Raw genomic sequence first — 26,289 nt, 5'->3', positions numbered from 1 at the left:
CCAGGGCAGGACATCTGATGAGCAGCATCAGCATCATCGGCACCGGGAACATGGCCCGCACCATCGGAGCGCGGGCGATAGCGGGCGGCAACACCGTCGAGGTCATGGGCCGCGATCAGTCCAAGGCCGCTGACCTGACCAAGGCTCTCGGCGGCGGCGCCACGACGGGAGAATGGGGCACCGCCCCGGCCGGGGACATCGTCATCGTGGCCCTGTTGTACGACGGCGTCGTGCCGGTCGTCGCCCAGTACGGAGACGCTCTCGCGGGCAAGGTCATCGTCGACATCAGCAATCCCTTCAAGTCCACGTTCGACGGGCTGGCCCACCGTGAGGAGACCTCGATCGCGCAGGAAGTCGCCAAGGCGGCCCCGGCCGGCGCCAGCGTGGTGAAGGCGTTCAACACCGTCTTCCGTCATGTCCTGGAGAAGGGTCGGCCCGACGTCTTCATCGCTGGCGATAATGCGCAGGCCAAGGCAAGTGTGGAGGCGTTCATCGAGAGCCTGGGGCTGCGCCCGCTGGACGTCGGCGGCCTGAAAATGGCGCACTGGCTGGAAGGAGCGGGCGTGGTCACGGTGGGCCTCGCCAACCACGGGGTGGGGAACTTGGACTTCTCCCTCAGCATCACCGAACTTCCCGTCTGAGCTAGTCTGGTGGCCGACAGTCACCAATCTACGTTCCGCGGCAATCGGTCAAGGTTCAGTTGGCAACGGACATCCAGTCACATTGGTGAGCGGGTGTTTTGTGACTTTGACTCGTAGTTGGCCAGGCGCTGTTTGCGGGGTGCACGTCGCGGGGCGGCGTTGATTCGTAGTTGGCCAGGATGTTGACCGTTAGTTGGACAGAGCGGCCCCAGGTCTTCGTGGTGAATCGCTCCGGGCCTGATCGAGGAGTGGCGTCACCGGCCGCCTTCGCCGAGTTCATCCGTGAACCCATCATCCGGAGGACCCGCGAGGGCCTGGCCGCCGCCCGTAGCCTCGTCGGCGGACGGCCCACTGTCGCCACCGCGGAACTCATCCGCGCTGCCTGTGACCTCCTGACCGATCCCGGCCACTCCATCGCCTCATCGCCGAACAGCTGGGCGTCTGGCGCTCGGCAGGGGCAGGTGGGCGGTGTGGACAAGGCCGTCAGGGCCCCCGGCGAGACCGTTGTTCTTCTTCACACCAAACTGAACTGCCGTCGGGGGCCTGCCGGTTACGGCCACCCGCGCGGCGGACGAAGGCGGCTACGGGCGGGCGGTGAACCGTCCGTCGGGCCGTTTGCGCAGCCGGCCGCGGTCGGCGGCCTTGGTCATCTTCCCGCGCAACGGCTGCAGCCTGCCGCGCACTCGCGTGTCCAGGCCCAGCTGTTCACCGACCGACTTGACCTGCACCGGGCCGTCGGCGGCTCGGACGATCGCCAGGATCCTGCGGTGGCCGCCGGGCAGCTCGGCCTCGTCGGGATTCTCGCCTCGGAGCGGGATCAGCAGGACCGCCCGGCCCGCCACTCGGGCGGGAGTCGGGACGACGGTCGCGGTGGTCTCCTGAGCGGCCCGGTCCTCTCCGCCGGCCGGTTCAGGAGCCGCTCGGCGATCACCAGCTCCTCCCGCCCGGCCCGGATCTCCGTCACCTGTCTGGCCAACTCCTCGGCGAGCGTGTCCAGTTCACTCCGGCGAGCCGTGATCCGTTCCAGCTTCTGCATCCCCACGCTCTCCCGGCGTACCAGCTCGGTGACGGATCGCAAGAGCGGCACAGCGGCCGGCGCACCGAAACCGACAACACCTCCGGCCGACAGGCCGGACGACCTTCACCATGGACACCGGCCGACAACCAGTACGAGTACCCCGCCCATCCCTCACACCAGACCCCGCGATCTGCGAACTTCGCGGTGCACGGGCCGCACCGCCTGCCCTTGAATCTGAAAATCAGATCACCCGGAACGGAAACATCTATTGGACAGAGTTTCGGGCGCGTTCGAGGATGTGCCGTGCGGTAGCACAGTCAACGCGACACCCGGGAGGGACTACCGCCTGAGCGGAGGCTGACATGCCGAGTGAAGAGACTGAAGTAGTCGTCGTCGGGGCGGGCCAGGCAGGCGTGGCGATGAGCGAGCACCTCGGGGCCCACGGCGTGCCGCACATCATCCTGGAGCGGCACCGGGTCGCCGAGCGGTGGCGCTCGGAGCGGTGGGATTCCCTCGTCGCGAACGGGCCTGCGTGGCACGACCGGTTCCCGGCTCTGGAGTTTCCCGACGTCGACCCCGACGGTTTCGCGTCGAAGGAGCAGGTCGCCGACTACTTCGCCGCGTACGCCGAGAAGATCGGTGCCCCGATCCGGTGCGGCATCGAGGTGACCTCGGTGCGCAGGCACGACGGTCGGTCCGGCTTCCGGGTCGAGACGTCGGAGGGTTGTATCGACGCGCGCTTCGTGGTGGCCGCGACCGGACCGTTCCAGCGACCCGTGTTCCCGCCCATCGTCCCGGAGGGCGCCGTCCCGGTGCAGATGCACTCCAGCGGGTACCGCAACCCGGAGCAACTGCCGGTGGGCGCCGTCCTCGTGGTGGGGGCCGGCTCCTCGGGGGTCCAGATCGCCGACGAGCTGCGCCGGTCCGGACGCCAGGTCCACCTCTCCGTCGGTCCGCACGATCGGCCTCCCCGCGAGTACCGCGGACGTGACTTCTGCTGGTGGCTCGGTGTGCTCGGACTTTGGGACGCCGAAACGCCTCCCCAGGGCGCTGAACATGTCACCATCGCGGTCAGCGGTGCCCGCGGCGGCCACACCGTGGACTTCCGTGCCCTGGCCGACACCGGCATCGAGCTCGCCGGACTGACCGCGTCCTGCAACGACGGAGTACTGCGCTTCGCGCCGGATCTCGCGACGAACATCGCGCTCGGCGACGACAAGTACCTCTCCCTGCTCCGCGCGGCCGACGAGTACGTCGAGCGCAACGGGCTCGACCTCCCCGAGGAGCCGGAGGCCCACGTCCTCGGACCGCTCCCGGACAGCGTGACCGATCCCCGACGGGAACTCGACCTGGCCGAGGCCGGCGTCACCTCGATCATCTGGGCGACGGGCTTCGCCGCCGACTACGGCTGGCTCGACGTCGACGCGTTCGACGAGAACGGACGGCCGGACCAGCGACGGGGAGTGTCCCGCGAGCCCGGCGTCTACTTCCTGGGCCTGCCCTGGCTGTCTCGCCGCGGATCGAGCTTCATCTGGGGCGTGTGGCACGACGCCAGGTACGTCGCCGACCACATCGCGATCCAGCGGCGCTATCTCGCGTACGGCATCACCGACCGGCCCGGCGCCGCGCCGGCGACCCGGAAGAACTGAGGAGCGGAAGATGACCTCCACGAGTGAGGGCCGCCAGGTGAAGGCCCCGATCGTCGCCGGCGGACACACCCGGATCCGCCCGTTCAACACGCGCGAGACCTATCCCGAGCAGAACCTCGACAACGACTTCTGCCAGGCCGTCGTCGCCGGCAACACGGTGTACGTCCGAGGCCAGATCGGCCAGAACCTCGACACCAGCGAGTCCGTGGGCATCGGCGACGCCGAGGCGCAGGCAGAACAGGCCATGGCGAACATCAAAATGCTGCTCGAAGAGTCGGGCAGCCGGATGGAGCACCTGGTCAAGGTGACGATCTATCTGATCGACCCGCGTTATCGAGAGGCGGTGTACCGCACCGTGGGCCGCTGGACCAAGGGCGTCCACCCGATCTCCACCGGCCTGGTGGTCTCCGCCCTGGCTCGCCCCGAGTGGCTGTGCGAGATCGACGCCGTCGCCGTGATCCCCGAGGAGGACCGGGCATGACGTTCTCCCTCGTGGTCCGAGACGGCGAACGGTTCGGCATCGCGGCCAGTTCGTCGAGCCCGGCGGTCGCCGCCCGGGTCGCCCATCTGCGGCCCGGGGTCGGCGCGGCGGCCTCACAGAACATCACCGACCCCACACTCGGTACGCGTCTGCTGCGGGAACTGGCGGAACACGGTGACGCGGAGCGCGCCCTGGCCGACGTCACGGGCGCGGCTCAGAACGCGACGTCCATCGCATACCGCCAGCTGACCGTGCTGGGCCGTACCGGACCCGGGTTCGCCTACAGCGGCTCACGGACCCTGGGTACACACGCCTCGGCCACCGCGGTCGGCGCGGTGGCGGCCGGCAACATGCTGTCCGGTGAGCACGTCCCTGGCGTTCTCCTCGACGCATGGTCCGTGGCCACCGGTGAGCTCGAGGAGCGTCTGCTCACCGCCCTGCGGGCCGCGGTCGCGGCCGGCGGCGAGGAGGGACCGGTGTACTCCGCGGGCCTGGCGGTCGTCGCGGACGTGGGTTGGCGGGTGACCGACCTGCGGGTGGACTGGGCCGAAGATCCAGTGGACCGGCTCGGTGAACTCCTCGACATCTGGATGCCGCAGCGGGACGACTACGTACGGCGCGGACTCGACCCCGCCTCCGCCCCCTCGTACGGCGTGCCGGGTGACCGGTGACGGGCGCGCTGAAGAAGGCGGCCCGGCAGGCGGTCGGCCGTCATGCCGAGGAACTGATCGGTCTCTCCGAGCGGTTGCACGCCGACCCGGAGACGGCCTGGGAGGAACACCGGGCCGCCGCCGCCGTCCCCGAACTGCTGGACCGCGCCGGATTCGACGTCACCTCTTCCTACCTGGGCCTGGAGACGGCGTTCTACGCCCGGTTCGGCAACGGGCCCGTCCGGATCGCGTTGTGCGCCGAGTACGACGCGCTGCCGGGTCTGGGGCACGCGTGCGGCCACAACCTCATCGCGGCGAGTTCGGTCGGCGCAGCGCTCGGCCTGGCCGCCGTCGCCGACGAAGCCGGTCTCACCGTGGAGGTCTACGGCACCCCGGCCGAGGAGGGCGGCGGCGGCAAGATCGAGATGCTCGGCCGCGGGGCCTTCGCCGGGGTCGACCTCGCGATGATGGTGCACCCGGCGCCGGTTGACGTGGCCGAGGCCCGTCCCTTCGCGGTCAGCCATTCCAAGATCTCCTACACCGGGAAGTCCGCGCACGCCGCCGCCTACCCGGAGGCCGGGGTCAACGCGGCCGACGCTTTCACCGTGGCCCAGGTCGCCATCGGGCTCCTGCGCCAGCAGTTGCCGGCCTCGGCCAGGGTGCACGGCGTGGTGACGCACGCCGGGGACGCCCCGAACGCCATCCCGGAACGGTCGAGCGGACGGTGGTACGTCAGGGCCGAAACGCTCGCCGAACTGGCCGAGCTGGAGCCGCGCGTCATGCGGGCCTTCGAGGCGGGCGCCCTCGCCACCGGCTGCGACCTGGAGATCGAGCCGGAGAGCCGGCCGTACGCGGAGTTCCGCACGGATGAGACCGCCCTCGGGCACTACCGTGCGAACGCCGTCGCACTGGGGCGGGAGTTCGCGCCGCCCGGACAGGCCGCGCGGATGAACCGGGCCTCCACCGACATGGGCAATGTCTCGCAGGTGGTGCCGGCCATCCACCCCTACATCGGCATCGGCTCCCTGCCCGCCACCAACCACCAGCACGAGTTCGCCGCGTACTGCGTGGGCGGAACGGCGCAGCGGGCCCTGCTCGACGGAGCGACCGCGCTGGCCTGGACCGGTGTGGACCGAGGCGTGCCGGGCGGGGGAGCGGCTGTGTGCCGGTGACGGTCCGCGGCGCGGCTGTGCGCCCCGGCCGCGTGCCGGGGATGGACCCGGGCGACGTCCAGCCCGGGTCCGGCTTCTCCATCCGTACCTACGGGGAGGTGCGTATGCCCACCTGTGACAGCGGCGCCACGTCGGCCACCGAGGCCGAGGTGGCCACCGACGTGGTCGCACTGCGCAGGAGCGTTGTGGCGGGAGCCGTCGGCGTGTTCGTGCACCGGTTCGACCGGGCTGCGTGGGCCTGTCTCGCCGGTACCGTCGCGACCGTCCTCTTCCCGTCCGAGAACGGCACGAGCGGACGACTCGCCGTGGGCGGCGTGGTCGCCGCCCTGTCCCCGAAGGAGACCGCCGGGTCCGCGCTGCTGCGCCCGGAGGACGTCTCCGTGACACCGTTCGAGCGGGTCCAGGGGCCGCCGGCACATAGGGTCGGGCACGGACACGGTTCACCGGGCACAAGGGTCTCGCATGACGTCACCGCTGGGTTTCACTCTCGTTCAGCTCCGCTACTTCCTGGTCGCCGCCGAGCGCGGGTCGATGACGGAGGCGTCGCTGGAGCTCCACATCGCGCAGTCCGCGGTGTCCACGGCCATCTACAACCTGGAGCGGGACCTGCGGGTGCAGCTGTTCATCCGCAGACGGGGCCGGGGGCTGACCCTGACACCCGCCGGGGAGAGGCTCCAGCAGCAGGCGCGTGATCTGCTGGCCCGCGCACGCGAGGTCGAACGAGAGGCCCGGGGAGACGGCGAGGTCATCTCCGGGCCGGTGGCCGTCGGCTGTTTCGTGACGCTGGCCCCCTACTACCTGCCGCCCCTGTTCAGCGAGTGCACCAGACGCTATCCGGGCATCGAGATCGACGTGGTGGAGGCGGAGACGGACCAGCTCGTCCACGCCCTGGCGGCAGGGCGTATCGACTTCGCCCTCACCTACGGCCTCGGTCTGGCTGCCGAGCCGGAACTGGACAGTGAGACGATCGCCCGTGCCCCGGCCTATGTCATCGTCGCGGCCGACCACCCGCTGGCCGGTCGGGGCAGTGTGGAGCTGACCGAACTGTCCACGGAACCGCTCGTCCTGCTGGACCTTCCCCGCAGCCGCGACTACTTCCACTCGCTGGTGGCCGCCACCGGCACCGCGCCCGATGTCCGCTACCGCACCCAGAGCTACGAGACAGTACGTTCGCTGGTGGCCCGAGGACTCGGATACTCCGTGCTCAACCAGCGGCCCGCGACCAGTCAGACGTACGGCGGCGGTGAGGTCGCGGAACTGCAGTTGCGGGACGGCGGGCCCCCGCTCGAAGTCAAGATCGCATCTGTGGGCGGCGTGACCCAGAGCACCCGCGCCCGAGCGGTGATGGACCTGTTGCGGGAGATCGCCACCCGGTCCGCCAAGCGCTGAGGCGGCAGCCGCTCACCGGGAGGGGATCCGATCGGTGGCCGTCAAGCCCTACAGGCCGGCGCAGCCCGTCACCGCCCGTGCGTGGGCCAGAATCAGCTCACGGGCTCTGTCGACGCGCAGAGCCGCGTGCTGCCGCTCACTGCCCCGGCCGGGCCCGGCGCGGTCCTGGCGGTGCTGCTCGGCGTCAACATCGGCCCCAACCTCACGTACGCCGGATCGCTGGCGACGCTGCTGTGGCGGCGTATCGTGCGCGACTACGACAGTGAGGTGGAGCTGGGCGAGTTCACCCGGCTCGGCCTGTACACGGTGCCCGCCGCGCTCGCTTGCTCGGTGGTGGCGCTGTGGGCGTCGCTGCGTCTGATCGGCACCTGACCCGAGCGGGAGTTGGAGGGTGAGCGGATGGCCGTCATCGTCTGGATCGTCGAGGGCACCTGGCCCGCCTGCGTGGACGCCGCCCGCACTCACGCCCCCGAGGGCGCCGAGGTCGTGCTGTTGCATGTGACCGGCCACGAGGTCCCGGGCGCCGCGCATGGCGCCTTCGGGGGCCTGCTCGGCCGCGGCCACCCCGAACGAAACCCCGGCGCCCGGCTGGAGCACCTCTCCGCCACCTCCGCCGGGCAGCTCCTTGAGCTGGCAGCCGACCGGCTTGGCCGAACCTGCACCCGGATGGAGCGCACCGGCGGCATCGAGCGGGAGGTCGTGGTCGCCGCGCAGGGCGTGGAGCTGCTCTTCGTGGCCCGGGACGGCGACCGCACCCACGTCGGCCCGAAAAGCCTCGGCTCGGCCAGCCGCTTCGTCGTCGACCACGCCCCCTGCCAGTAGAGCACTTGCTCGTTGTCCCGTTCCAGGGTTGCCACTCCCGTGACGGTCACGCTCCAGCCCGCATCAGCTCCGCCACATCCCCGCCCGCCGTTCCCGCCCCGGAGGCGGAAGCGGTGCCCCGGACCTACGGTGGTTTGGGTGAGTGCTGTCAAGCCGAGCCGGCGTTCCGGAGGAGTCTGCGATGGAGGAGCACTTCGTCTGGGTGACGACGCGCCGCATCAAGCCGGGCACGTTGGAGGAGTTCGAGCGGGCGTGGCGCCCGACTCCGTACCCGCACACTCTGCGCCGCGCCTACGCGTACTGGTCCGAGGACGGACGGGAGATCACCGGGGTCTCGTTCTGGGACTCAAAGGAAGCGTGCGACTCCTGGCGGGCTTCCGACGCGGAGGATCGGCGGCGTCAGGCCATGGCCCCGTACGTCGTCGAAGAGTGGGAAGGCTTCTACCGCGGCGGCGAACTCGCCGTCCCCGTGCGGTAACCGTCGGCCGTGGGCGAGCGGTGCCGCCGTGGGCCACGGTGCTCCTGGCCGGTCTGCCGGGACGACGGCAGCCCGGGGCTCCCGGCAGACCGGCCCCGGTCATGCTGATCTCGGCGTCGCGGAGCGCCCCGGGCGATGCCGCTCGCAGGGTCGGCCGGCAAGACCGGCACCCGCATCGGCGCCTCCCTCGAGAAGCGGTGAGAGTACAGGGCACGCTTGCCTGGGGGCGCTTCCCTCCCGCGACCGGAGCATCCTGGAGGCATGCCCCTTCGGGCCATGAACCGAACTGTGAGGTGGCCGATATGAGCACTCTGGAAGAACAGATCGACATCGGCGTTCCGATCGACAGGGCCTGGAACTGTCTGCACCGCGTGGAGAACTATCCGCGGTTCCTGGACGGCGTACGCGAGGCCCGTTCGGAGGGTGGGCACCGGGCGCACCTGGACGTCGACGCGGGCGGCCGGGCCCAGGAGTTCGAGGCCGAGATCACCGACCGTGGCAAGGAAAGGGTGATGGAGTGGCGGACCACGAGCGGTCCCGACCTGGCGGGAACCTTCTCGTTGCTGCCCATCGACCGGGAACACACCCGGGTCCAGGCCCGGTTCGAGTACGACCCGGGCACCGTCAGGGAGGCGTTCGGCGGGCCGAAGGGATTCGCCCAGGCGGCAGCGATCGAACGGCTCGTACGCAATGACCTCAAGCAGTTCAAGGAGTTGGCGGAACAGGAACGGTGAGCCACGCGAGGATTCGCACGGAAGGCCTCCAGCCGTTGCTGGGCCATGAAGGCGTTCGCGATCCGTCTGGAGCGCTCGTCACTGGCCCGGCGTGGCCAAGAAGGGGCCGGACGCCTTTGGACGGTGCAGCACCAGGTACCGGTGTGCTCAGCACGACGCAGGTGGTCTGATCAGGAACAACAGCATCACGCAGCATCAGTCGTCACCAGGCAACACGATCACTCCTGCCCTCGTAATGCGTAGGCCTCGGGTTCGGATCCCGGAGGCGGCTCCGAGGGAAACTGCAAGTCAGGGACTCTAACCTGCGGTTTCTTTGTTTTCTTGACCTTGGAAGGTGCCCATGTAGCGCTTCGGCTGTCTGTGCATGGATTTACGTAGGTCAGAGGTTTCACGGTCGGCTGATGTGTGAGCCAGTATGGGTGCGGCGTGGGGTGGCCGAGGCTCGCTGTGCGTCGGTGCGAAGCGCCGGCCCATTCGCTGTCCGATGCGGCGGCGGGCGACGATGCCCCGCAGCCCGTGGTCGATGGTGCTGCTCGAGACCACCGAGCTGTACTCGGACAGCCCGTCCGGGTCCTACCAGACGACGTGTTCCAGGAGTTCGAGGAGGTCTCCGGTGGCGTCGGCGGCGCCTAGGGCCGGGAGAACGCCCAGGGCGAGGACGGCTGCGGCGATGGACCACAGGTACGGGGGCGGCGTGGTCTGGAGGGCGGCGACGCGGCGGGTGACTGCGCGGTCGGAGAAGCTCAGCGCGCAGGCGGGCCGCGGCCGCCCGGCGATCAGGGCCGCCTTGGCCAGGGCGAGGGCGGTGGTGTTCCGGTCTCCCACCGCCTCGGCGGCCTGCTCGTCGGCCCACCGTTCCACGAGGTAGGTGACGGTCGTACGCACCGGGGTGAGGAGGGGGTTGGCCGCGGCGGCGAGGGTGACGGCGTACACGTACCGGGCGTGGCGGTGGGTGAGGTGGGCGCGTTCGTGGGCGAGCAGGACGCGGCGCTCGGGAGGCCGCAGGGCGCCGAGCATGGCGGCGGTGACCAGGATCCGGCCGGGTACGGTCGAGGTGGCGGGGATGGCGAAGGCCTGGGGGACGGGGGATGCGGCGACGATGAGCTCGGTGTCGGGCGGGTGGCCCTCGCAGAGCCGTTGCAGGGTGCGGCGGGTGGCGTACTCGGTGCGCAGGGCCCGGTAGATGCGGTGGGCGATGACCGCGAGGGCGAGGATCGCGGCTACGGCGATGATCTCGGGGACCGGTTCGGGCAGGTGCCGTCCGTCCTCGCGGGCCTCGGCGGCGACCGGCGGGGCCTCGTTGATGAGGGTGGTGGCCAGCAGGATCAGGGCCCAGATGGTGGCGGCCGCGGTGAGGACGGCGGCCACGGTCAGGACGCGGGCGGCCAGGGCAGGCGCCACCCGCCAGCCCACCTGCGGGGCCACCGTGGCCAGGAGCAGGGACAGGACGAGCGGGATGTAGACGTCGATCCTCATGGGCCGCTCCCGCCGAGGAGGTCGCGCAGGGCACGCTCTTCTTCCGGGCTGAGGCCGGTGACGAACTGCTGGAGCGCGGCGATCGGGTCCGGGCCGCGGTCCAGGGCCTGGTGCATGGCCTCCGCCGTGAGCTCGGCGGCGTTCTTCGCCGGGCGGTACGCGCCCCGGCGCCCGTCGACGTCGCGGAGCACGAGCCCCTTGTCGTACAGCCGCTTGAGGATGGTGTGCACGGTGTTGTAAGCGAGACCACCGCCGATCTCGGCCTGGATCTCGGCCGGGGTCAGCGCCTGTTCCGTCGCCCACAGGGCGGCGAGGACTTCGCTCTCCAGCTCACCGGCGCTGCGCCGGTCCGCTCTGCCGTGGGGGGATGTACCTGCCATACGGTCACCTTACAGCGCGTAGGGTTTCGCGAGGCTGGCGCGCGGGTCCCGGCAGAGACGAGGGCGGGGCACCGACGACCGGCGCGCCTCAGGGGGAGGTGTGGGCTGCGAACATGTCCGCGACACGCTGGGCCGTGGCGTGGCCCAGGCCGCGTTGCATCCAGTAGCTGTAGGCGACGGCGCCGAGCCCGGCGAGGGCGCCGGTCAGGGTCAGGGCGATGTAGAGCCAGGCTCGTTCGTGTCCCCAGGTCCCTGGGGACAGAGTGTGGAACGCCTCGGCGAGCCCGAGGCCCACACTGGACGCGTAGAAGGTTCCGCACAGGAACAAGAGGCTCGTGACATGGCGCTTTGAGCCGGTGAAGACGTGAGACTGCCAGGCGATTACGGGCACGCCGACGCGTGGGTTGATCTCCTTCTCCAGGCCCCGTTTGTACCCGATGAGAGCCCGGGTCATGTTGTTCAGATACAGGCCGTAGGCGATGACAATGGCGACGGCCAGCGGGAGCCACATGAGCAAGTAGCTCTTGTCTCCCCCGATGGCGACGGTCGCGGCGACCGCGACCACCGTGCTGCCGGCGGCGAGTATGCGATCGCCCGACGTCGTCAGGGCCGAGATACGACTGGCCGTGTCCCGGCATTCGTCGATTAGCCAGTTGACGATCTGCTCGTCGGTGAATTGCGGCGACGAACCGGGGCCGTGCTGCTGTCCGGGCACCTGGTCAGGTTCCCACGGACGTAGCCCTTTCTTTGAAGCTCTCCCCTCCCTTCGCAAGCTCAGGAAGGGGATTCCCGTCTACCTTGCGGCGACAGGCTTGACGGTTTTACCCGCCCTGCGACCGCGCCTTCCGGCGGCCGGGACCTCCACGATGACGTGGCCGATCCGGTACAGGTGCAAGATGTTCCGAGCCGCGTTCCAGTCGGCGTTCGCCGTCCAGCCGCAGTCGGGGTTCTTGCAGGAGAACAGTTCCTGGCTCTCTCGGCTGCCGGGGGTGGTGAGTCCGCAGGCTGAGCATCGCTGGGAGGTGTGGGGGGCGGGGACCTTGACGAGCTGGCCGCCGTATCGGGCGGTCTTGTACGTCAGTATCGTCACGGTGCGACCCCACGCTTCCTGGGCGATGGAGCGGTTGAGTCCGGCCTTCGCCTTGGCCCCGTTGCGCAGGAACGCGTCCTCGTTGTGGGGGTCGGGCTTGGGGGCCGGGCTCTTGGTCATGCCGAGGATGTTGAGCTGTTCGACCACCAGCACGCCGTACGTGCGGGCGAGATAGGTGGTGGTCTGGTGCTGCCAGTCCAAGGCTCGTCGCGTGGCTTTTGCTCGGAGCTGCTTGATCTGGTCGTAGGTGTGCTGCAACCGCTTGGAGGTCTTCTCCCCGCGCTTGCGGAACGTCTTGCGGTGCGCGGCCCGCCGCTCCAGCTTGAGGAGCTTGGCCTTCTCCTTCGGGGTCAGCCACTTGTCCCGGTCGGCGGTGCCGTCCGGAAGTCGAGGCGGCCGCCCGTGGTCCTGGTGGTCCTTGCTGGACAGGGCCAGGGGGATGTTCACCCCGGCGTCGATGCCGACCTCCGGCCCCTGGTGGGGCTCGGGGGCGCGTTCGAGGGTCTGGACGCGGAAGGCGATGTGCCAGCCGTTCGTTTCCTTCACGAGGCGGGCGCCAGTGATCCGGTTCTCCTTGTCAGCCCGCTTGCCGACCGGGAGGTCTTTGGTCCAGCGGAAGCGGACCCGGCCCACCTTGGGAATGTTGACCATGCCCCACCGGCGGTGCACGCGGACGATGTTCAGGTCCCGGCCCTGCGGGATGTCCACGGACATCGACGAGCGGAAGCGGCCCTTATGGTTCGGCTCGTCAGCCCGGCCTTCCCAGCAGTTCACCCAGGCGCGCAGGTACGTCTTCAAGATGGCCTGCGCGGCCTGAGCGGGGAGGACGGCGAGGTAATCGAGGTCCTTGCGGGCCTGCCGGATCGCCTCATCAGCGAGAGACAGCTTCGTGTCGCCCTTCGGCGTCATCTGCCACCAGGAGTGCAGGCAGTTCCACATGGTGCGGGCCGCATGCGCCTGGTCATCGATGAGCCGGATCTCGGCAGGGCTCAGCGCCAGTCGGGCGCGATGCCCGAACTGCCGCTTCACCAAACCGAGTTCGTTCATGACGATCACTATACACTTTTGGTTTATGTCACCACGCTGGAACCCGAACCCTGACGTACGCACCGGCCGTCACGTCGTCTACAACCTGCACGTGCATTTGGTGTTTGTCACCAAGTACCGACGCAAGGCATTCACGGACGAGATGCTGACGCGCTGCGAAGAGATCATGCGAGAGGTCTGCACGGACTTCGAAGCGGACCTCAAGCAGTTCAACGGCGAAGAGGATCACGTACACCTGCTCGTGCACTACCCGCCGAAAGTCCAGCTCTCCAAGCTGGTCAACTCCCTCAAGGGCGTCTCCGCCCGCTTGCTGCGCAAGGAGTACGACGGGCACGTGCGCCGGTACCTGTGGGGCGGGCACTTTTGGTCCGGCTCGTACTTCGCCGGAAGCTGCGGCGGGGCGCCTCTGACCGTCGTACAGCAGTACATCGAGCGGCAGAAACGCCCCGTGAGATGAGCTGAACAGTGCAGACCCGCGCTTCGGTGCGGGTCACACCTATTTCGAGATGGCCTTCACCCCCGGCGTAAACGCCGGAGCACTGGCCAAGATCAGAGGTAGAGCAGTTGGCCTGCTCCGCGAGATGCGGAGCGCGTCGACGGCGGAAGAGCGCGGGCAGGCTCGGTGGGGTGAGGAAGCCCTCGGCTCGGGCGCCGGCGATGCCGATGCGGGGGAGGTCGCTGGTCTTCTCGAAGAGGAGGAAGCGGGGTTCCCGCACGGGGCGGTACTTGGCGTTGGCGCGGTAGAGGGATTCGATCTGCCACCAGCGGGAAAAGAAGGTCAGCACCGAACACCACAACCGCAGGACGGGGCCTGCGCCCAGACGGGAGCCGCGTTCGAAGACGGCGCGGAACATGGCGAAGTTCAGCGAGACCCCGCCGTACCCCGAACTCGGCCGCGTGCAGGAGGAGTTCGACGACCATGAACTCCATCAGGCCGTTCTCGCAGGCGCGGTCGTGGCGCAGCAGGTCCAGCGACAGCCCCGTGCTCGCCCCAGGAGACGAAGCTCAGCAGGGCGCGGGGCTCACCCTCGCTGTCGCGGCACTCCAGCATCAGGCAGCGGCCGTCGCCTGGGTCGCCGAGCCGTCCCAGCGCCATGGAGAAGCCGCGTTCGGTCGCGCCGTCCCGCCAGTGGCCGGCCTTGTCGATCAGGGTGGTCATGTCGTCGTCGGGGATGTCTGCGTGGCGGCGGATGTGCACGGTGTACCCGGCGCGGCCGACGCGGTTGTGGGCCTGCCGTACGCCCCGCATGGCGCGCCCGTCGAGGGTGAAGTCGGCCAGGTCCACGATGGCCTCGTCGCCCAGCTCCAGGGCGTCCAGGCCGTGCCGGGCGCAGATGACACCGGCCTCCTCGCTCGCGCCCATAACGGTCGGCGTCCACGCGTGGCGGCGGGCCTCGTCCAACCACGCGTCGATGGCGCCGGGCCATGCCTCGGGGTCGCCGATCGGGTCGCCGGAGGCAAGACTGACGCCGCCGATCACCCGGTAGGTGACGGCGGCCTTGCCGCTGGAGGAGAAGACGACGGACTTGTCGCGCCGTAGCGCGAAGTATCCGAGGGAATCGCGTGCGCCGTGCCTGGCCAGCAGTTCGCGCAGCCGCTTCTCATCCCGTTCGCCGAGCAGTTCGCGACCGCGCGGGGCGCGGAAGCAGGCGTACAGGACGAGGAGGAAGGTCGCGGCGATCAGTATGTTGATCGTGACGTCCACCCAGCGGGGCGCGTGCACGGCGTCGACGCGGTCGGCGAACGGGCCGACGCTGATGCCGTGCAGCAAGGTGTAGGCGATGAGGTCGTGCAGGGAGGCTCCGGGCAGCCGGTTGCTGGCGCCGACGAGGAGGGTGCCGATGGTGCCGCTGACCAGGATGCCGGCGGCTCCCACGGCCATGGCCGGCTTCGGGTTGGAGCGGTCCCCGACGGCCTGGAACTGCGTGCGGCCGAGCAGCAGCGCGGCCACGAACAGGCCGGTGAGCAGGGCGGAGAGCCAGTTGAAGGCGTGCTGACGGTAGGGGGCCTGGGGCAGCGCGAGGGCGTACAGGGTGAACAAGGGGCCCGCGAGCAGCATGTTGAAGATCCACGCGGCCCGTTTGCGGCGCCGCATCACCACGGCGAGGAACAGGGACCAGCGCCGCCGAGACCAGGCCGGCGGTGGCCAGATAGGGGGTGAAGAATTTTTCGCCCGCGTTGTGCTCGAGGACCTCTTCACGGAACGGCAGCGAGACGACCGCCGCGATGTTGAGCGGGGCGATCAGCCGCGGGTACCAGACCGTGGCCGCGGCTGCCCGTGGCCGGAGCCGCGAGAGGGGGTGCGGCCGTCCAGTCCGTGCGGGGGCGGGGTGCGGGAGCGGGGTTCGCTGCTGGGGGATCAGGGCTGGCTGGTGTGCGGGCACCGTGAGGGATCACCTTGGGGACGGGCCGAGGGTACCGGCGCGGACGGGGACTGGCGGACGGGTGGGCTTGTGGCGCGAATGCCCCGGGGGCGTCGGCGAGGGCGGGGCACGGGCGGGGGAGCTGGCGCATCCGGGGACGGGGTGTCGGCGGCGTCCTTCAGAGGCTGGTAGGCGCCGCCGGTGTCGGAGGCGGACGTGAGCAGACCCTGTTCACAGAGGTGCCGGAGGATGACGTACACGGTGCTGTGCGCGAGATCGCAGCCGAGCTCGGCCTGGATCCCGGCCGCGGTCAGCGCCCGGTCCGCCGCCCACTAAGCGGCGAGGACTTCACTCTCCAGCTCACGGGCACCCTGCTGCTCACTCCTGCTTGCGGTCACTGCCGCCTGACCCTCACCGAGTCGGCGAACAGCGTCTTCCCCTGCTCGCGATCGCCGATCCCGTAGGCGTTGAGCAGCAGGAAACGGATCCTCACCCGGCCTGCTCCCGCGCGCACACGATCGACAGGTTGTCCTTGACCGTGAAGTACGGCTCCACCCGCACCCCGGCGGCGCGCTGCACCGGATGCACGAAGGACTTCTGCCGGCCGGCGATGTCGTCCCAGTGCCTGCCCACCCGCAGCGGCTCCTCTCCCATGTCCGCGCCGTGGCAGTCGAGGTACAGGTCCCAGACCCATTCCCGGGCGGTGCAGGCGGTGGCCAGAGCTTGCAGCGGGATCCGTACCTGGAACCGGCCGCCGTAGTCGTCGGCGGGCAGGCGCATCTCGGCGTGGCTTCCGCCGCGGGCCTTGAGGACGAGGACGGCCTTCTCGGCCGTCGCTCCGACCAGGAACAGGCGCAGCAGGATCTGTCCGTCGCGAGACCGGACCTCGTCGACCTCCGCCCTGCACTCCTGCGGACCGCGCGTTAGTTTGACCATGTTCGTCCCTGGCATTCGCCACTGGTCCTACAGTCTGTAGTGTAATGAAACCCTACATCTTGTAGGGTGTGAAGGGCGAGTGATGACCAGGACCCTGAACACGACGTTCGACCGTGCCGCCCGCCGTAAGCCGCCGCTGAGCGCGGGCACGTGGTGGGACCGGAGCGGCGAGTGGTGGCCGGCGGCGGTGGCGGGCGCGTTCACCCTGGTCCAACTGGTCGTGGTGCGGCCCGGGATGGGGCTGGGCTGGGACGAGGCGGTGTACGTCAGCCAGGTCAGCGGGCATGCTCCGGCGGCGTTCTTCAGCGCGCCGCGTGCCCGCGGCATCTCCCTGCTGGTCGCCCCGATCGTCTCGTGGTCGTCGTCCACGCCGCTGCTGCGGGTCTGTCTGGCACTGCTCTCCGGGCTCGCTCTGCTCGTTGCCCTCCGAGCTTGGCGGGGCCTGTTTCCCGTACGGGTGCTGGCACTGGCGGGCGCCCTGTTCGCGAGCCTGTGGGTGACCGTGTTCTACGGTCCGCAGACGATGCCCAACTACTGGGTGGCGATCGGCGCGCTCGCGGGCGTCGGCTGCTTCCTGCGCGCCCAGTCCGATCGCAGCCGGCGCGGTGCGGTGTGGGGGCTGGCGGCGAGCGCGGCGCTGATGGCGTGGATGCGGCCCCCGGACGCCGTCTGGGTGAGTCTGCCGCTGCTCGTGGCGTTGGTCGCCGTGCGCCGGTGGCGGCAATGGCGGCTGCTGTTCGCTCTGGTGGCGGGGCTGGTGGCCGGGGCTGGCGAGTGGGTGATCGAGGCGTACCTCCGTTACGGCGGCCTGGGCGCCCGGCTGGCCGAGGGCTCCCGGATCCAGGGCGGCCTGGGCTTCGACAACGCCGTCGACGACCAGTTGCGCAGCCTGGCCGGGCGCACGCTGTGCCGCCCCTGCACCGGGTCGATGCCGGCCGAGCCGCTGCTCGCCTGGTGGTTCGCCCTGCCGGTGCTCGCGCTCGTCGGGCTCGTGGCGGCGATGAGGGCCCGGCGCACGGCGGCCACACTGCTGCCCCTGGCCTGCGCGGTGACGGCGGCGCTCCCGTACCTGTTCCTGATCGGGTACGCCGCGCCCCGCTTCCTGCTGCCCGCCTACGCGCTGCTGGCCATCCCGGTCGCCGACGCACTCGTCTGGTTGTTCACCGCCACGGGCCGGAGATGGCGCCCCCTGGCCGTCACCCTCGTGGCGGTGGGGCTCACCGGGCATCTGGCGGTGCAGTACGCGGTGTTGCGGCACACCGTGGAGCGCACCACGGACGCCCACCAGGGCTGGGCCCGGGTCGCCGACGAACTGCACCGGCTCGGCGTACGCCCGCCGTGCCTGCTCACCGGGCACGAGGCGGTCCCGATCGCCTTCTACGCTGGGTGCTCCTCCGTCGCGACCAGCGGCCCCAACGCCAACACCACCAAGGCGGCCATCGCCCGGGCGGCGCGGCGGGAGCCGGCGGCCGTGCTGACGACCCGTACGGGACGGCCCCCCTCCTACGCCCGAGGCTGGCATCCGCACCGGATGGACAACGGCACGTTCGCCCATGTCGCTCCCGCCGCGTCAAAGAGCGGACGCCGATGACCACACCGTCCGGCGCACCCGTCATCTCGGGAAGACGGGCCTCCTGGCACACCGCGGCCACGCTGCTCGTCCTGCTCGTCGCGGCCGTGCTCGCGGCCCGGCACTGGACGGTCATCGACACCGGGACGCGGGAGTTGGCCGCCGCCGACCGCGGTTGGCTGCCGGTGCCAGCCGTCGTCGGACGCTCAGCGTGAACCTGCGGTCGACCATCTCTTTGTGTGTGATCGACCAGGCCCATGCGGTGCCCGGTACCGAAGTGGTGGTGCTGTGGGGCAGGCCGGGAACCGCACAGCGGGAGATCAGGGCGACGGTGACCGCACTGCCCTTCAAGCCGGACCGACGGCGAACCGACGTCTCCGTGCTGTGAAGAGGTCAGCGCGGGCCACTCCATGGCCATCGAGCGCGTCTCTGAGGTGATCGGTCAGGGGCACCGCCAGGTGGTCCCGGGTGGCGGCGTGCGCGTGACTGCGGACGGCGGTGGTTTTCTACCTGCATCCTCTGCAACCAATGCCTGCGCATTCTGATGGTTACGCCTCGATGGTGAGTGTTTCATCCCGCTATGGCGGCAAGGAGGTTGGGGCGGTCAATTGGGTACACTCCGGACACTGTCAAAGCCCCCATCGATCGACGGAGACGGCAGAAGTCCATGGCCAACCGGGTGATCGAGGGAGGCACTCCCGGTATCGCAGTGCCGTCGTACCCGGTCGCGACGCCTGGGGCGGGGCTCGCATCGCGTGAGGCTTCGGGTGTTGAACGAACCCGTTGGTAACAACTCCCCACCGCTGCAGGAGCCTTGCCCTCCTCCTTCCGCTTGCCTAAGACTCTCCAACGGTTGACCGCAGAATCATGCGCGCTTGGTTCATGTTCTGTTCGGGTTGCGGGACCCGGTCCACATGCCGCGCGGGCGACGGAGCCCGCAGTCCGTCGTACTGCGTGGCAGTCCGCCCTTGGGAGGGCTGGCCCATGACCTCATCGCAGCACGACGTCCACGGGGGCCCGAGCCGCCACCGAACACTGATCGGACGAATGCGGCGGCTCTGCCTCGGCATTCGTGCTCCTCGCCGCTGTCTCCCCGGCACCCCCGGCCTGACTGTCCACCGTCGAAGTCGAAGGCCAAAGCGCGTACGACCCGGCGTCAGACGCGCGGCGGCCGCTCTGGCCACGGCCGCCGTGGCGATGGCCCAGCCGGCCTCGGCCCTGCCGCAGGACGACCGCCGGCCGACGAGCCTCGCCTCGCCGCAGGTCGTTCACACCGGTACCGCCCCCACCGGCTATGAGGTCACCTTCCGGATACGCGACCCGGAGGCGACCCGGATGCGGATCAAGGGCGAGTGGTTCTTCTCCGCCGCGTCCGACTCCAGCCCCACGACCTCCGCCGGACGGCTGCCGAGCCAGTGGCGGCCCGGCGACTTTCCGCTCGCCCACCCCAGCGCGACCGGCGCGAACTGGCCGGTGGCGGACCTGGTGAAGAACGAGAAGAGTGGTGTGTGGTCGTTTACCACGCCGCTGCCGTCGGGGGTCTTTACCTACCAGCTCTACCGGAACTGCGACGCCACCGCGCCCGCCCTGGCCGGCTGCACGCCCATGGCCGATCCGGCCAACCCGCCCTGGAACAAGAGCGGTTCGATCGAGCCGACCAGCCAGGTCTACGTGCCCTCGGACCCGAGGTTCGGCACCGAGGACTATTCCTGGCAGGCTCCGGCTCCGCGCGGCCACCGCGGGACGCTGACCAACGTCACCTACCCCTCGCCGCTGTCCACCAGCCCGCCCGGCAGCCACGACCTGGTCGTCTACACCCCGCCCGGCTACGACCCGGACCGCGCCACCCGCTACCCGCTGCTCGTGCTCAACCACGGGGGTGGCGGCAATGAGATCGACTGGTCGACCCAGGGTGCGATGGCCCAAATCGTCGACAACCTGATCCGGGAGAAGAGAATCCAGCCCCTGGTCATCGCGAACACCAGGGCGGGCGGAATCTCCGGCGGCACACCCGGCTACGCCACCGACGTGCTGGATTCCGTGATCCCGTACATGGAAGCCCACTACAACGTGGCGGCAGAGCCGCGCGGCCAGGGATACGCGGGACTCTCCGCCGGGGGCGCACGCGGCAACGAGCTGCTGTTCAACCACACCGCGCGGCTCGGCTACGTCGGCATCTGGTCCTGCTGCAACAGCGGGATCCGGCCCCCGGGCGATCCGGTCTACGACAACCCCGCGCTCAAGGAGCTGATCGGGCTGCACATAGCCGTCGGCACTCAGGACCCCATCGCCCCCTTCGCCCAGGACGAAATGGCCGGACTGACCCAGGCGGGCGTGCCGTTCACCTCGTACGCGGTCAACGGAGGGCACAACTGGCACTTCTGGCGCGGCGCGCTGCGCGACTACCTCACCCGGGTCGCCTTCCGCACCACGACCACCGAGCTGCATGCCCGCCCCACCGCGGTCGGCGTCGTACTGCGGGCCCGCGTCGCACCGGCCACGGACCAGCCCGCCGAGCCCACCGGCCGGGTGCGGTTCCTCGTGAACGGCACCCCCTACGGGGCGCCCCGCGCACTCCACCACGGCACGGCCACGCTGATCGTCCCCGCGTCTGCGCTGCCGCCCGGCCCCGTCACGTACGAGGCCCGCTACGACGGGGACCGCTTCTACGCAGGGTCCAGCACCGCTGACTCCTGAGCCACCGCGACTCCCCGGCGCACGCGCCGACGCGCTGCATCGAAGGCGGCGCGGCACCGCACGCCCACGTTCCGTTGCCGTACAGACCGGCCCCGCTCCGGGCCCGGTGCAACGCGCAGTAAGAGGAGGCACGAACCACCATGAGATCCAAGCTGAGAACGCTTCTGGTGGCGGGGGTGTCGGCCGCGGTCGCAGCGACGACCGCTCTGACGGCCACGGCGCTGTCCGGGAGCGCGTCCCCGGACAGCGCCCCCGCGAGCGGGTACCCGGGCAAGCACCCGGTCGTCAGCACCGACCTCGGGAAGCTGCGCGGCCAGGCCGACGCGCTGGTGACCTCGTACAAGGGGATCCCGTACGCCGAGCCGCCGACGGGCGCACTGCGCTGGAAGGCTCCGCGACCGGCTGCGAAGTGGAGCGGAGTGCGCAACGCCACCGAGTTCGGCGGATCGTGCACCCAGGGCGCGGGCTGGGACCCGGGCTACGACAAGCCCACTTTGAACGAGGACTGTCTGTACCTCAACGTCTACCGGCCCTCGAACAGCACGAAGAAGAACCTCCCGGTCTTCGTGTGGAACCACGGCGGCGGGAACACCGGCGGGGCCGGCCGGGACACCAACCCCGACAAGTTCGTCACCCGCCAGGACGTCGTGTACGTCACCATCAACTACCGTCTCGGCGCCATGGGTTGGCTCTACACCGATGGGCTGAACGCCGAGAACAAGGACGGAGCCGCCGGCAACTTCGGACTCCTCGACCAGCAGGCGGCCCTGCGCTGGGTGCAGAAGAACATCCGCGCCTTCGGTGGGAACCCGGACAACGTCACGCTCGCCGGGCAGTCCGCGGGCGCCCGCAACACCTGCACCCAGCTCGCCGCGCCGGGCGCACGCGGCCTGTTCGACCGCGCGATCCTGCAGAGCGGCGGCTGCAACTCGCCCGCCCGGTCCACCGCGGAGGCCGCGGAGAGCGGCGACCGGTTCGCCGCCGAACTCAACTGCCCCGTCGGCACCGGACAGTCGTCGTGCCTGCGCACGAAGAGCCCGGCCCAGATCCTCGCCGCCCAGCAGAAGGTCGCGCAGAACGCCTCGGTCTACGGCACGGCCGCGCTGCCCGAGGATCCGCTGGCCCTGCTGAAAGCAGGAAAGCTCACCAAGCTGCCGGTCCTCGTCGGCGGCACCTCCGACGAGTCGCAGCAAAGCGTCTTCGGCCAGTACGACTACCGCGGCAACCCGCTGACCGCCGCGCAGGTCGACGCGCTGGTCGAGCAGAACTACCCGTCCGGCGCGGACCGGATCCGCGCCGCCTACCCGGTCGACGACTACTGGTCCCCGACAGTGGCCTGGGGCGCGATCCAGAGCGACCAGCGCGCCTGCCGTGACCAGACGCTGCGTGAGCGCCTGGCCGCGGACACCACCTCGTACGCCTATGAGTTCGCGGAGAAGGACGGCCCCGCCTTCACTTCCATCTGGCGCCTGGACACCGACTACCCGTTCGGCGCCACCCACGTGAACGACCTCGGCTACCTGTGGGACTACCTCGGCACCGCGCTGCCGTTCAGCGCCGAACAGGTCGCGCTGTCCAACCAGATGATCAGCTACTGGGGCAGCTTCACGAAGGACGGTGACCCCGGCGTCAAACTGGCGCCCGCCTGGCCGAAGTACACCGCCCAGGGCACGCTCCTGCAGTTCCGGGCGCCCAGTGCCCAGCGGGTGAGCCACGCGCAGATCGACGGGGAACACAACTGCTCCCTGTGGGACACCATCAGCCCCGCGCCCTGAGGCACCCCGCACCCCCCGTTCCGCGCGGCGGCCCCGGCCCGGGTCGCCCGCTCCAGCCCCGCCTTCGCCGGCCGCGCGTGTGCACCCGCACGTGCGCGGCCGGCCCTGAGGAGGAACGAGTGCTCAGAAGACATGCCCTGAGAGGACGGCTCGCCGCCTGGACCGTGGTCCTGATCCTCCCCGCCACGGCCCTCGGCGCCACCACCGCGACCAGCACCGCCGACAGTGACGCACGCGGCCGCTCCGCCCCCGTGGTCCGTACCGACAATGGCCCGCTGCGCGGCGTGGCCGCCACCCGAGCCGACCAGTTCCTCGGCATCCCCTACGCCCAACCGCCCCTGCGCGACCTGCGGCTCGCACCGCCGGCCCGCCCCGACGACTGGAGCGGGGTGCGCGCCGCCGAACGCCAGTCCCCGGTCTGTATCCAGTTCGAACCCACCGGCATCCGCGAGGAACAGGCTGTCAGCGAGGACTGCCTCTACCTCGATGTCCACCGGCCCGCCCGAACGGCGAAGAACGCGAGGCTGCCGGTGATGGTCTGGTTCCACGGTGGTGCCCACACCCAGGGCACCGGCGTGATCTACGGCGGCAGCACCATGGCCGCGAAGACCGGCACCATCGTCGTCTCGGTCAACTACCGCCTGGGCGCGCTCGGATTCCTCGCCCACCCGGCACTCAGCGCCGAAACCTCCGAGGGCTCGGGCAACTACGGGCGCATGGACCAGCGCGCCTCCCTGGAATGGGTCCGGCGCAACATCGCGGCCTTCGGCGGCGACCCCGGCAACGTCACCATCTATGGGCAGTCCGCGGGCGGCGGTGGCGTCTGTGACCTGTTGGCCATGCCGTCCGCGCGCGGTTTGTTCCACCGGGCGATCGTGCAGAGCTCGGTCTGTCTGGCGAGCCGGACGACGCTCGCGGCCGGCGAGCAGAGCGGCGTGGGGTTCGCGAAGGCCGTCGGCTGCACCGACCCGGACGCCGTGACCGCGTGCCTGCGCAAGGCGTGGCCGGGCACGCTCGTCGCCCACCGGGCCGACTACCTCGGAGCATCCAAAGCCGGTGGCGGCCTGCTGCCCAAGTCCTTCGCCCAGGCCTTCGCCGACGGCACCTGGAACAAGGTGCCGTTGCTCACCGGCAACACCCGCTCGGAGAACCGCCTCACCTTCGCGTACACCGGGATCACCGCCGAGGGTTACCAGGCCGAGGTACGCAGGCTGTACGGGGAGCGCGCCGACGAGGTGCTGCGGCTGTACCCGCTCAGTGCGTTCAAGAGCCCGTGGGACGCGATCACCCAGGTCCAGACCGACGCCTCACGTGCCTGCTCCAGTCTGCACACCAGCCGTACCGTCGCGGCCTCGTGGTCCCGGGTGTACCGCTACGAGTTCAACGACCCGACCTCGCCGACCCTGTACGGCTTCCGCATCCCCGGCGAGGACATGTCCAACGCGCACAGCGCGGAGCTCGCCTACCTCTTCGACTTCACCTTGGGCGAGCGTCCGCTGACCAAGGAGCAGGAGAGGCTGTCCGACCAGATGATGCGCTACTGGGGCGCCTTCGCGCGCAGCGGCGCCCCGAATGCCAAGGGACAGCCGGCCTGGCCCCGCTTCGACGACACCGAGCGCGTGATGCAACTGCGCGCCGGTGGCGCCAGCGCCGTCATCACCAGCTACGCGGCCGACCACCACTGCGACTTCTGGCTGAGCTGACTCAACGGCATTACCTCCCGGCAGCGCCCCGTCCGTGGGGCGCTGCCCATCCCAGCGAGAGGACACGATGATGCGAACACCCAAGCCATCGGGACGCATACGGCGAGGACGTTGCGCGGGGTGGCTCGCGCCCGCCTGCGCCGCCGCTCTGGCGGCCGTGCTGGCACTGGGTTCCGGCACACTTCTCCCCGCGTCGCCGCAGGCGGCCGACGCGCCGGCCGACAAGGCCGCACCGCTGGTGGTCAAGACCGGGAACGGCGCGGTCCAAGGCGTGGCCGGCAACGGACACCGGGCTTTTCATGACATCCCCTACGCGGCTGCCCCCGTCGGTGACCTGCGCTGGCGTCCCCCGCGGCCGGCCGAGGACTGGCGGGGCGTGCGCGGTGCGTCCGAGCCCGGCGCCGACTGCGTGCAGACCGCCGTGGCGTGGCGCCCGGCGGCGGCCAGCACTGATGAGGACTGCCTCACCCTGAACGTGTGGACGCCGCGGGAGGCGAGCGGCGGAGCCGCTCGCCCGGTCGCCGTCTGGTTCCACGGCGGCGGGTCCGTCAACGGCGCGGGCCGCGACTTCGAGCCTGTCGCCATGGTCGACAAGGGCGACGTGGTCGTCGTCACCGTCAACTACCGCCTCGGCGCCCTGGGCTTCCTCACCCTGCCTCAACTGGACGCCGTGGACGGCGCGGACAGCTCCGGCAACTACGGCCTGCTGGACCAGGTCGCGGCTCTGCGCTGGGTCAAGGCCAACATCGCCCGCTTCGGCGGTGACCCCTCCCGGGTCATGATCGCCGGCCAGTCCGCCGGGGGCTCGGGGGTGTGTGCCCTGCTGGCGTCCCCGAGGGCGGCCGGGCTGTTCAGCCGTGCGGTCATCCAGAGCAGTACCTGCGGCGCGACGAACCGCGAGGCGGCCCAGCGCACCAACACGACGTTCGTGAAGGCGCTGGGCTGCGACGCGCCGCAGGCCGCGCAGGTGGTGACGTGCCTGCGCGGCAGGACGCCCGCCGAGATCGTCGACGCCCAGCAGGAGGGCGGCTCGTGGGGCCGGGTGACCCAGAAGGGCGTGCTGCCGGTGCTGCCGCGGGACGCCTTCCGCTCCGGGGACTTCAACCGGGTGCCGGTCCTGTTGGGTGGCACCTCGCACGAGGACCGGGCCTTCGTCTACGAGCAGAACGACCTCGTCGACCAGCCGGTCACCGAAGCCGTCTACGCCGCCGCGGTGCGGGAGGAGTTCGGGGCGGACGCCGGCCGGGTCCTTGCCCGCTACCCGGCGTCGGCCTATGAGTCACCGGGCGCGGCCCTCGCGCACGTGCGTACGGACGGGCCGCGGGTGTGCACCGCCCAGCTGCCCATGGCGGCGGATCTGACCCGGACCGTGCCGGCGTACGTCTACGAATTCCGCGACGAGACCGCCCCGCTGCGCCCGTACGAGCTGGTGCCGTCGTCGTTCTCACTCGCGACGCAGCACTCGGCCGAACTGCCCTATCTCTGGGGGGCGAACGCCATGACGCCCCTCACAGCACAGCAGCGAAGGCTCTCGTACGACATGATCGCCTACTGGGCCGAGTTCGCCCGGACCGGGGCCCCCGCCCCCGACGGGCTGCCTGAGGTCCCGCGCTACAACGCGGCGAAGCCTCGCCAGATAGCCTTCGATACCGGTGGCCCGCGGCTGGTCGACGACATGGCCGCGAGGCACCAGTGTTCCTTCTGGACCTCGCTGTCCTGACGGTTTCCGGCCTGATCCGTCCATACGCCGCCTCCGCCGACCGGCATCCATCGCGGCAGTCCCGTCCTCCGTCCGCACCGCAGGCGGTCTTGGCCTTCTCGGCATTTCCGGGATCGGAGTCGGCCACCAGGTAATCGGACACCGCCGAAGGTCAGGTACACGGTGGCCAGACCGGCCAGAGTGCCCATGATTCGAGGCGGCAAGATCGGCCCAGAACCCGTGCCGATCTTGCCGCCTCTGGTACGCAAGTTCTCAAGCGGGGCTGGTTTGATTTGGCCCAGGGTCACGGCCCGAAGTGATCGCGGTCCGGTCTCTACACATCACGCGGGTGCAGCTTCGGCGGTACGGCGTCGGCGCGGGCCGCCGAGGGAGTTGTTCGCGATTGGCCGCGTCCAGTGCATGGACTTCGCTGCGTCGGGTGGGCCTTCTATGGCCCACCCGGTCTGACCTGCTCTTTTCCCAGTTCCTGACGTATTGCCAGTCGTTTTGTGGGACGTA

24 protein-coding genes and 2 pseudogenes are annotated in these 26,289 nt (G+C 70.3%); 18 read left to right on the top strand and 8 right to left on the bottom strand.

The genetic code is table 11. The features are described from left to right. Positions 1–17: 17 nt before the first annotated feature. Positions 18–641: an NADPH-dependent F420 reductase gene (locus tag AC5DRG_RS00525; RefSeq protein WP_491807293.1), complete on the top strand. Its 624-nt coding sequence runs from the start codon at positions 18–20 to the stop codon at positions 639–641. A gap of 581 nt (positions 642–1,222) precedes the next feature. Here AC5DRG_RS00525 and AC5DRG_RS00520 read toward each other — a convergent pair. Then, positions 1,223–1,483, bottom strand: a complete 261-nt coding sequence (locus AC5DRG_RS00520) for a hypothetical protein (RefSeq protein ID WP_491807292.1) — start codon at positions 1,481–1,483, stop codon at positions 1,223–1,225. Further along, positions 1,459–1,719, bottom strand: coding sequence for a hypothetical protein (locus tag AC5DRG_RS00515; RefSeq protein WP_491807291.1), 261 nt, complete (start codon positions 1,717–1,719; stop codon positions 1,459–1,461). Before AC5DRG_RS00515 ends, AC5DRG_RS00520 begins: the two co-directional genes overlap by 25 nt. Before the next feature lie 302 nt (positions 1,720–2,021). On the opposite strand from AC5DRG_RS00515, the gene AC5DRG_RS00510 reads away from it, so the two are divergent. The 9 genes and pseudogenes from AC5DRG_RS00510 (at position 2,022) to AC5DRG_RS00470 (ending at position 9,034) form a co-directional block, all read left to right on the top strand. Further along, a complete protein-coding gene (locus tag AC5DRG_RS00510) occupies positions 2,022–3,308 on the top strand; it encodes a flavin-containing monooxygenase (RefSeq protein ID WP_491807290.1) in 1,287 nt (428 codons plus the stop codon). 10 nt (positions 3,309–3,318) lie between these two features. Beyond that, positions 3,319–3,789 carry a RidA family protein gene (locus AC5DRG_RS00505; protein WP_491807289.1) on the top strand — a complete coding sequence of 157 codons (471 nt, stop codon included), beginning with the start codon at positions 3,319–3,321 and terminating at the stop codon, positions 3,787–3,789. Then, on the top strand, positions 3,786–4,460 hold the full coding sequence (locus AC5DRG_RS00500; protein WP_491807287.1) for a DUF1028 domain-containing protein: 675 nt from the start codon (positions 3,786–3,788) through the stop codon (positions 4,458–4,460). Before AC5DRG_RS00505 ends, AC5DRG_RS00500 begins: the two co-directional genes overlap by 4 nt. Beyond that, positions 4,457–5,611: a M20 family metallopeptidase gene (locus AC5DRG_RS00495; RefSeq protein ID WP_491807286.1), complete on the top strand. Its 1,155-nt coding sequence runs from the start codon at positions 4,457–4,459 to the stop codon at positions 5,609–5,611. The genes AC5DRG_RS00500 and AC5DRG_RS00495 overlap by 4 nt, the downstream gene beginning before the upstream one ends. A gap of 462 nt (positions 5,612–6,073) precedes the next feature. After that, a complete protein-coding gene (locus AC5DRG_RS00490) occupies positions 6,074–7,000 on the top strand; it encodes a LysR family transcriptional regulator (protein WP_491807285.1) in 927 nt (308 codons plus the stop codon). Positions 7,001–7,126: 126 nt separating this feature from the next. Further along, positions 7,127–7,372: pseudogene (locus tag AC5DRG_RS00485) on the top strand (ArsB/NhaD family transporter); the annotation flags it as partial. 27 nt (positions 7,373–7,399) lie between these two features. Next, complete coding sequence (locus AC5DRG_RS00480; protein ID WP_491807284.1) at positions 7,400–7,822, top strand: universal stress protein; 423 nt, start codon at positions 7,400–7,402, stop codon at positions 7,820–7,822. Between the two features lie 181 nt (positions 7,823–8,003). Next, positions 8,004–8,300 (top strand): hypothetical protein, encoded by a 297-nt coding sequence (locus AC5DRG_RS00475; RefSeq protein WP_491807283.1) that lies wholly within the window; start codon positions 8,004–8,006, stop codon positions 8,298–8,300. Positions 8,301–8,602: 302 nt separating this feature from the next. Beyond that, on the top strand, positions 8,603–9,034 hold the full coding sequence (locus AC5DRG_RS00470) for an SRPBCC family protein (protein WP_491807282.1): 432 nt from the start codon (positions 8,603–8,605) through the stop codon (positions 9,032–9,034). A 573-nt stretch (positions 9,035–9,607) separates the two neighbouring features. Here AC5DRG_RS00470 and AC5DRG_RS00465 read toward each other — a convergent pair. The 4 genes from AC5DRG_RS00465 to AC5DRG_RS00450 all read right to left on the bottom strand — a co-directional run bounded on the left by AC5DRG_RS00465 (position 9,608) and on the right by AC5DRG_RS00450 (position 13,027). Next, the gene (locus AC5DRG_RS00465; protein ID WP_491807281.1) at positions 9,608–10,510 is read right to left on the bottom strand and encodes a M56 family metallopeptidase; all 903 of its coding nucleotides are present in this window, start codon (positions 10,508–10,510) and stop codon (positions 9,608–9,610) included. Beyond that, the gene (locus AC5DRG_RS00460; RefSeq protein ID WP_491807280.1) at positions 10,507–10,890 is read right to left on the bottom strand and encodes a BlaI/MecI/CopY family transcriptional regulator; all 384 of its coding nucleotides are present in this window, start codon (positions 10,888–10,890) and stop codon (positions 10,507–10,509) included. Before AC5DRG_RS00460 ends, AC5DRG_RS00465 begins: the two co-directional genes overlap by 4 nt. 88 nt (positions 10,891–10,978) lie before the next feature. Next, positions 10,979–11,605: a hypothetical protein gene (locus AC5DRG_RS00455; protein ID WP_491807279.1), complete on the bottom strand. Its 627-nt coding sequence runs from the start codon at positions 11,603–11,605 to the stop codon at positions 10,979–10,981. A gap of 78 nt (positions 11,606–11,683) precedes the next feature. Continuing rightward, a complete protein-coding gene (locus tag AC5DRG_RS00450) occupies positions 11,684–13,027 on the bottom strand; it encodes an RNA-guided endonuclease InsQ/TnpB family protein (RefSeq protein WP_491807278.1) in 1,344 nt (447 codons plus the stop codon). Between the two features lie 25 nt (positions 13,028–13,052). On the opposite strand from AC5DRG_RS00450, the gene tnpA reads away from it, so the two are divergent. Further along, positions 13,053–13,484: an IS200/IS605 family transposase gene (gene tnpA / locus AC5DRG_RS00445; RefSeq protein ID WP_491807277.1), complete on the top strand. Its 432-nt coding sequence runs from the start codon at positions 13,053–13,055 to the stop codon at positions 13,482–13,484. Between the two features lie 133 nt (positions 13,485–13,617). Here tnpA and AC5DRG_RS00440 read toward each other — a convergent pair. Both AC5DRG_RS00440 and AC5DRG_RS00435 read right to left on the bottom strand, forming a co-directional pair. Beyond that, positions 13,618–15,387 (bottom strand): annotated as a pseudogene (locus AC5DRG_RS00440) (phosphatidylglycerol lysyltransferase domain-containing protein); the annotation flags it as partial. A 492-nt stretch (positions 15,388–15,879) separates the two neighbouring features. Next, complete coding sequence (locus tag AC5DRG_RS00435; protein ID WP_491807276.1) at positions 15,880–16,326, bottom strand: hypothetical protein; 447 nt, start codon at positions 16,324–16,326, stop codon at positions 15,880–15,882. A gap of 82 nt (positions 16,327–16,408) precedes the next feature. On the opposite strand from AC5DRG_RS00435, the gene AC5DRG_RS00430 reads away from it, so the two are divergent. The 7 genes from AC5DRG_RS00430 (at position 16,409) to AC5DRG_RS00400 (ending at position 25,791) form a co-directional block, all read left to right on the top strand. Beyond that, entirely contained in the window at positions 16,409–17,917 is a 1,509-nt protein-coding gene (locus tag AC5DRG_RS00430) for a hypothetical protein (RefSeq protein ID WP_491807274.1), read from the top strand. Continuing rightward, a complete protein-coding gene (locus tag AC5DRG_RS00425; RefSeq protein WP_491807272.1) occupies positions 17,914–18,111 on the top strand; it encodes a hypothetical protein in 198 nt (65 codons plus the stop codon). The genes AC5DRG_RS00430 and AC5DRG_RS00425 overlap by 4 nt, the downstream gene beginning before the upstream one ends. 47 nt (positions 18,112–18,158) lie before the next feature. Next, positions 18,159–18,284, top strand: coding sequence for a hypothetical protein (locus tag AC5DRG_RS00420; RefSeq protein ID WP_491807271.1), 126 nt, complete (start codon positions 18,159–18,161; stop codon positions 18,282–18,284). 809 nt (positions 18,285–19,093) lie between these two features. Next, complete coding sequence (locus tag AC5DRG_RS00415; RefSeq protein WP_491807270.1) at positions 19,094–20,593, top strand: Ig-like domain repeat protein; 1,500 nt, start codon at positions 19,094–19,096, stop codon at positions 20,591–20,593. Positions 20,594–20,733: 140 nt separating this feature from the next. Continuing rightward, positions 20,734–22,368 carry a carboxylesterase/lipase family protein gene (locus AC5DRG_RS00410; RefSeq protein WP_491807269.1) on the top strand — a complete coding sequence of 545 codons (1,635 nt, stop codon included), beginning with the start codon at positions 20,734–20,736 and terminating at the stop codon, positions 22,366–22,368. 119 nt (positions 22,369–22,487) lie between these two features. Continuing rightward, positions 22,488–24,071 (top strand): carboxylesterase/lipase family protein, encoded by a 1,584-nt coding sequence (locus AC5DRG_RS00405; RefSeq protein WP_491807268.1) that lies wholly within the window; start codon positions 22,488–22,490, stop codon positions 24,069–24,071. A gap of 157 nt (positions 24,072–24,228) precedes the next feature. After that, the gene (locus AC5DRG_RS00400) at positions 24,229–25,791 is read left to right on the top strand and encodes a carboxylesterase/lipase family protein (protein ID WP_491807267.1); all 1,563 of its coding nucleotides are present in this window, start codon (positions 24,229–24,231) and stop codon (positions 25,789–25,791) included. The last annotated feature ends 498 nt before the right edge of the window (positions 25,792–26,289 follow it).

The organism is Streptomyces sp. JLBG701 (assembly GCF_058544905.1).
The sequence above is the reverse complement of the archived record's forward strand: the minus strand, read 5'-3'. Positions and strand labels throughout refer to the sequence as shown.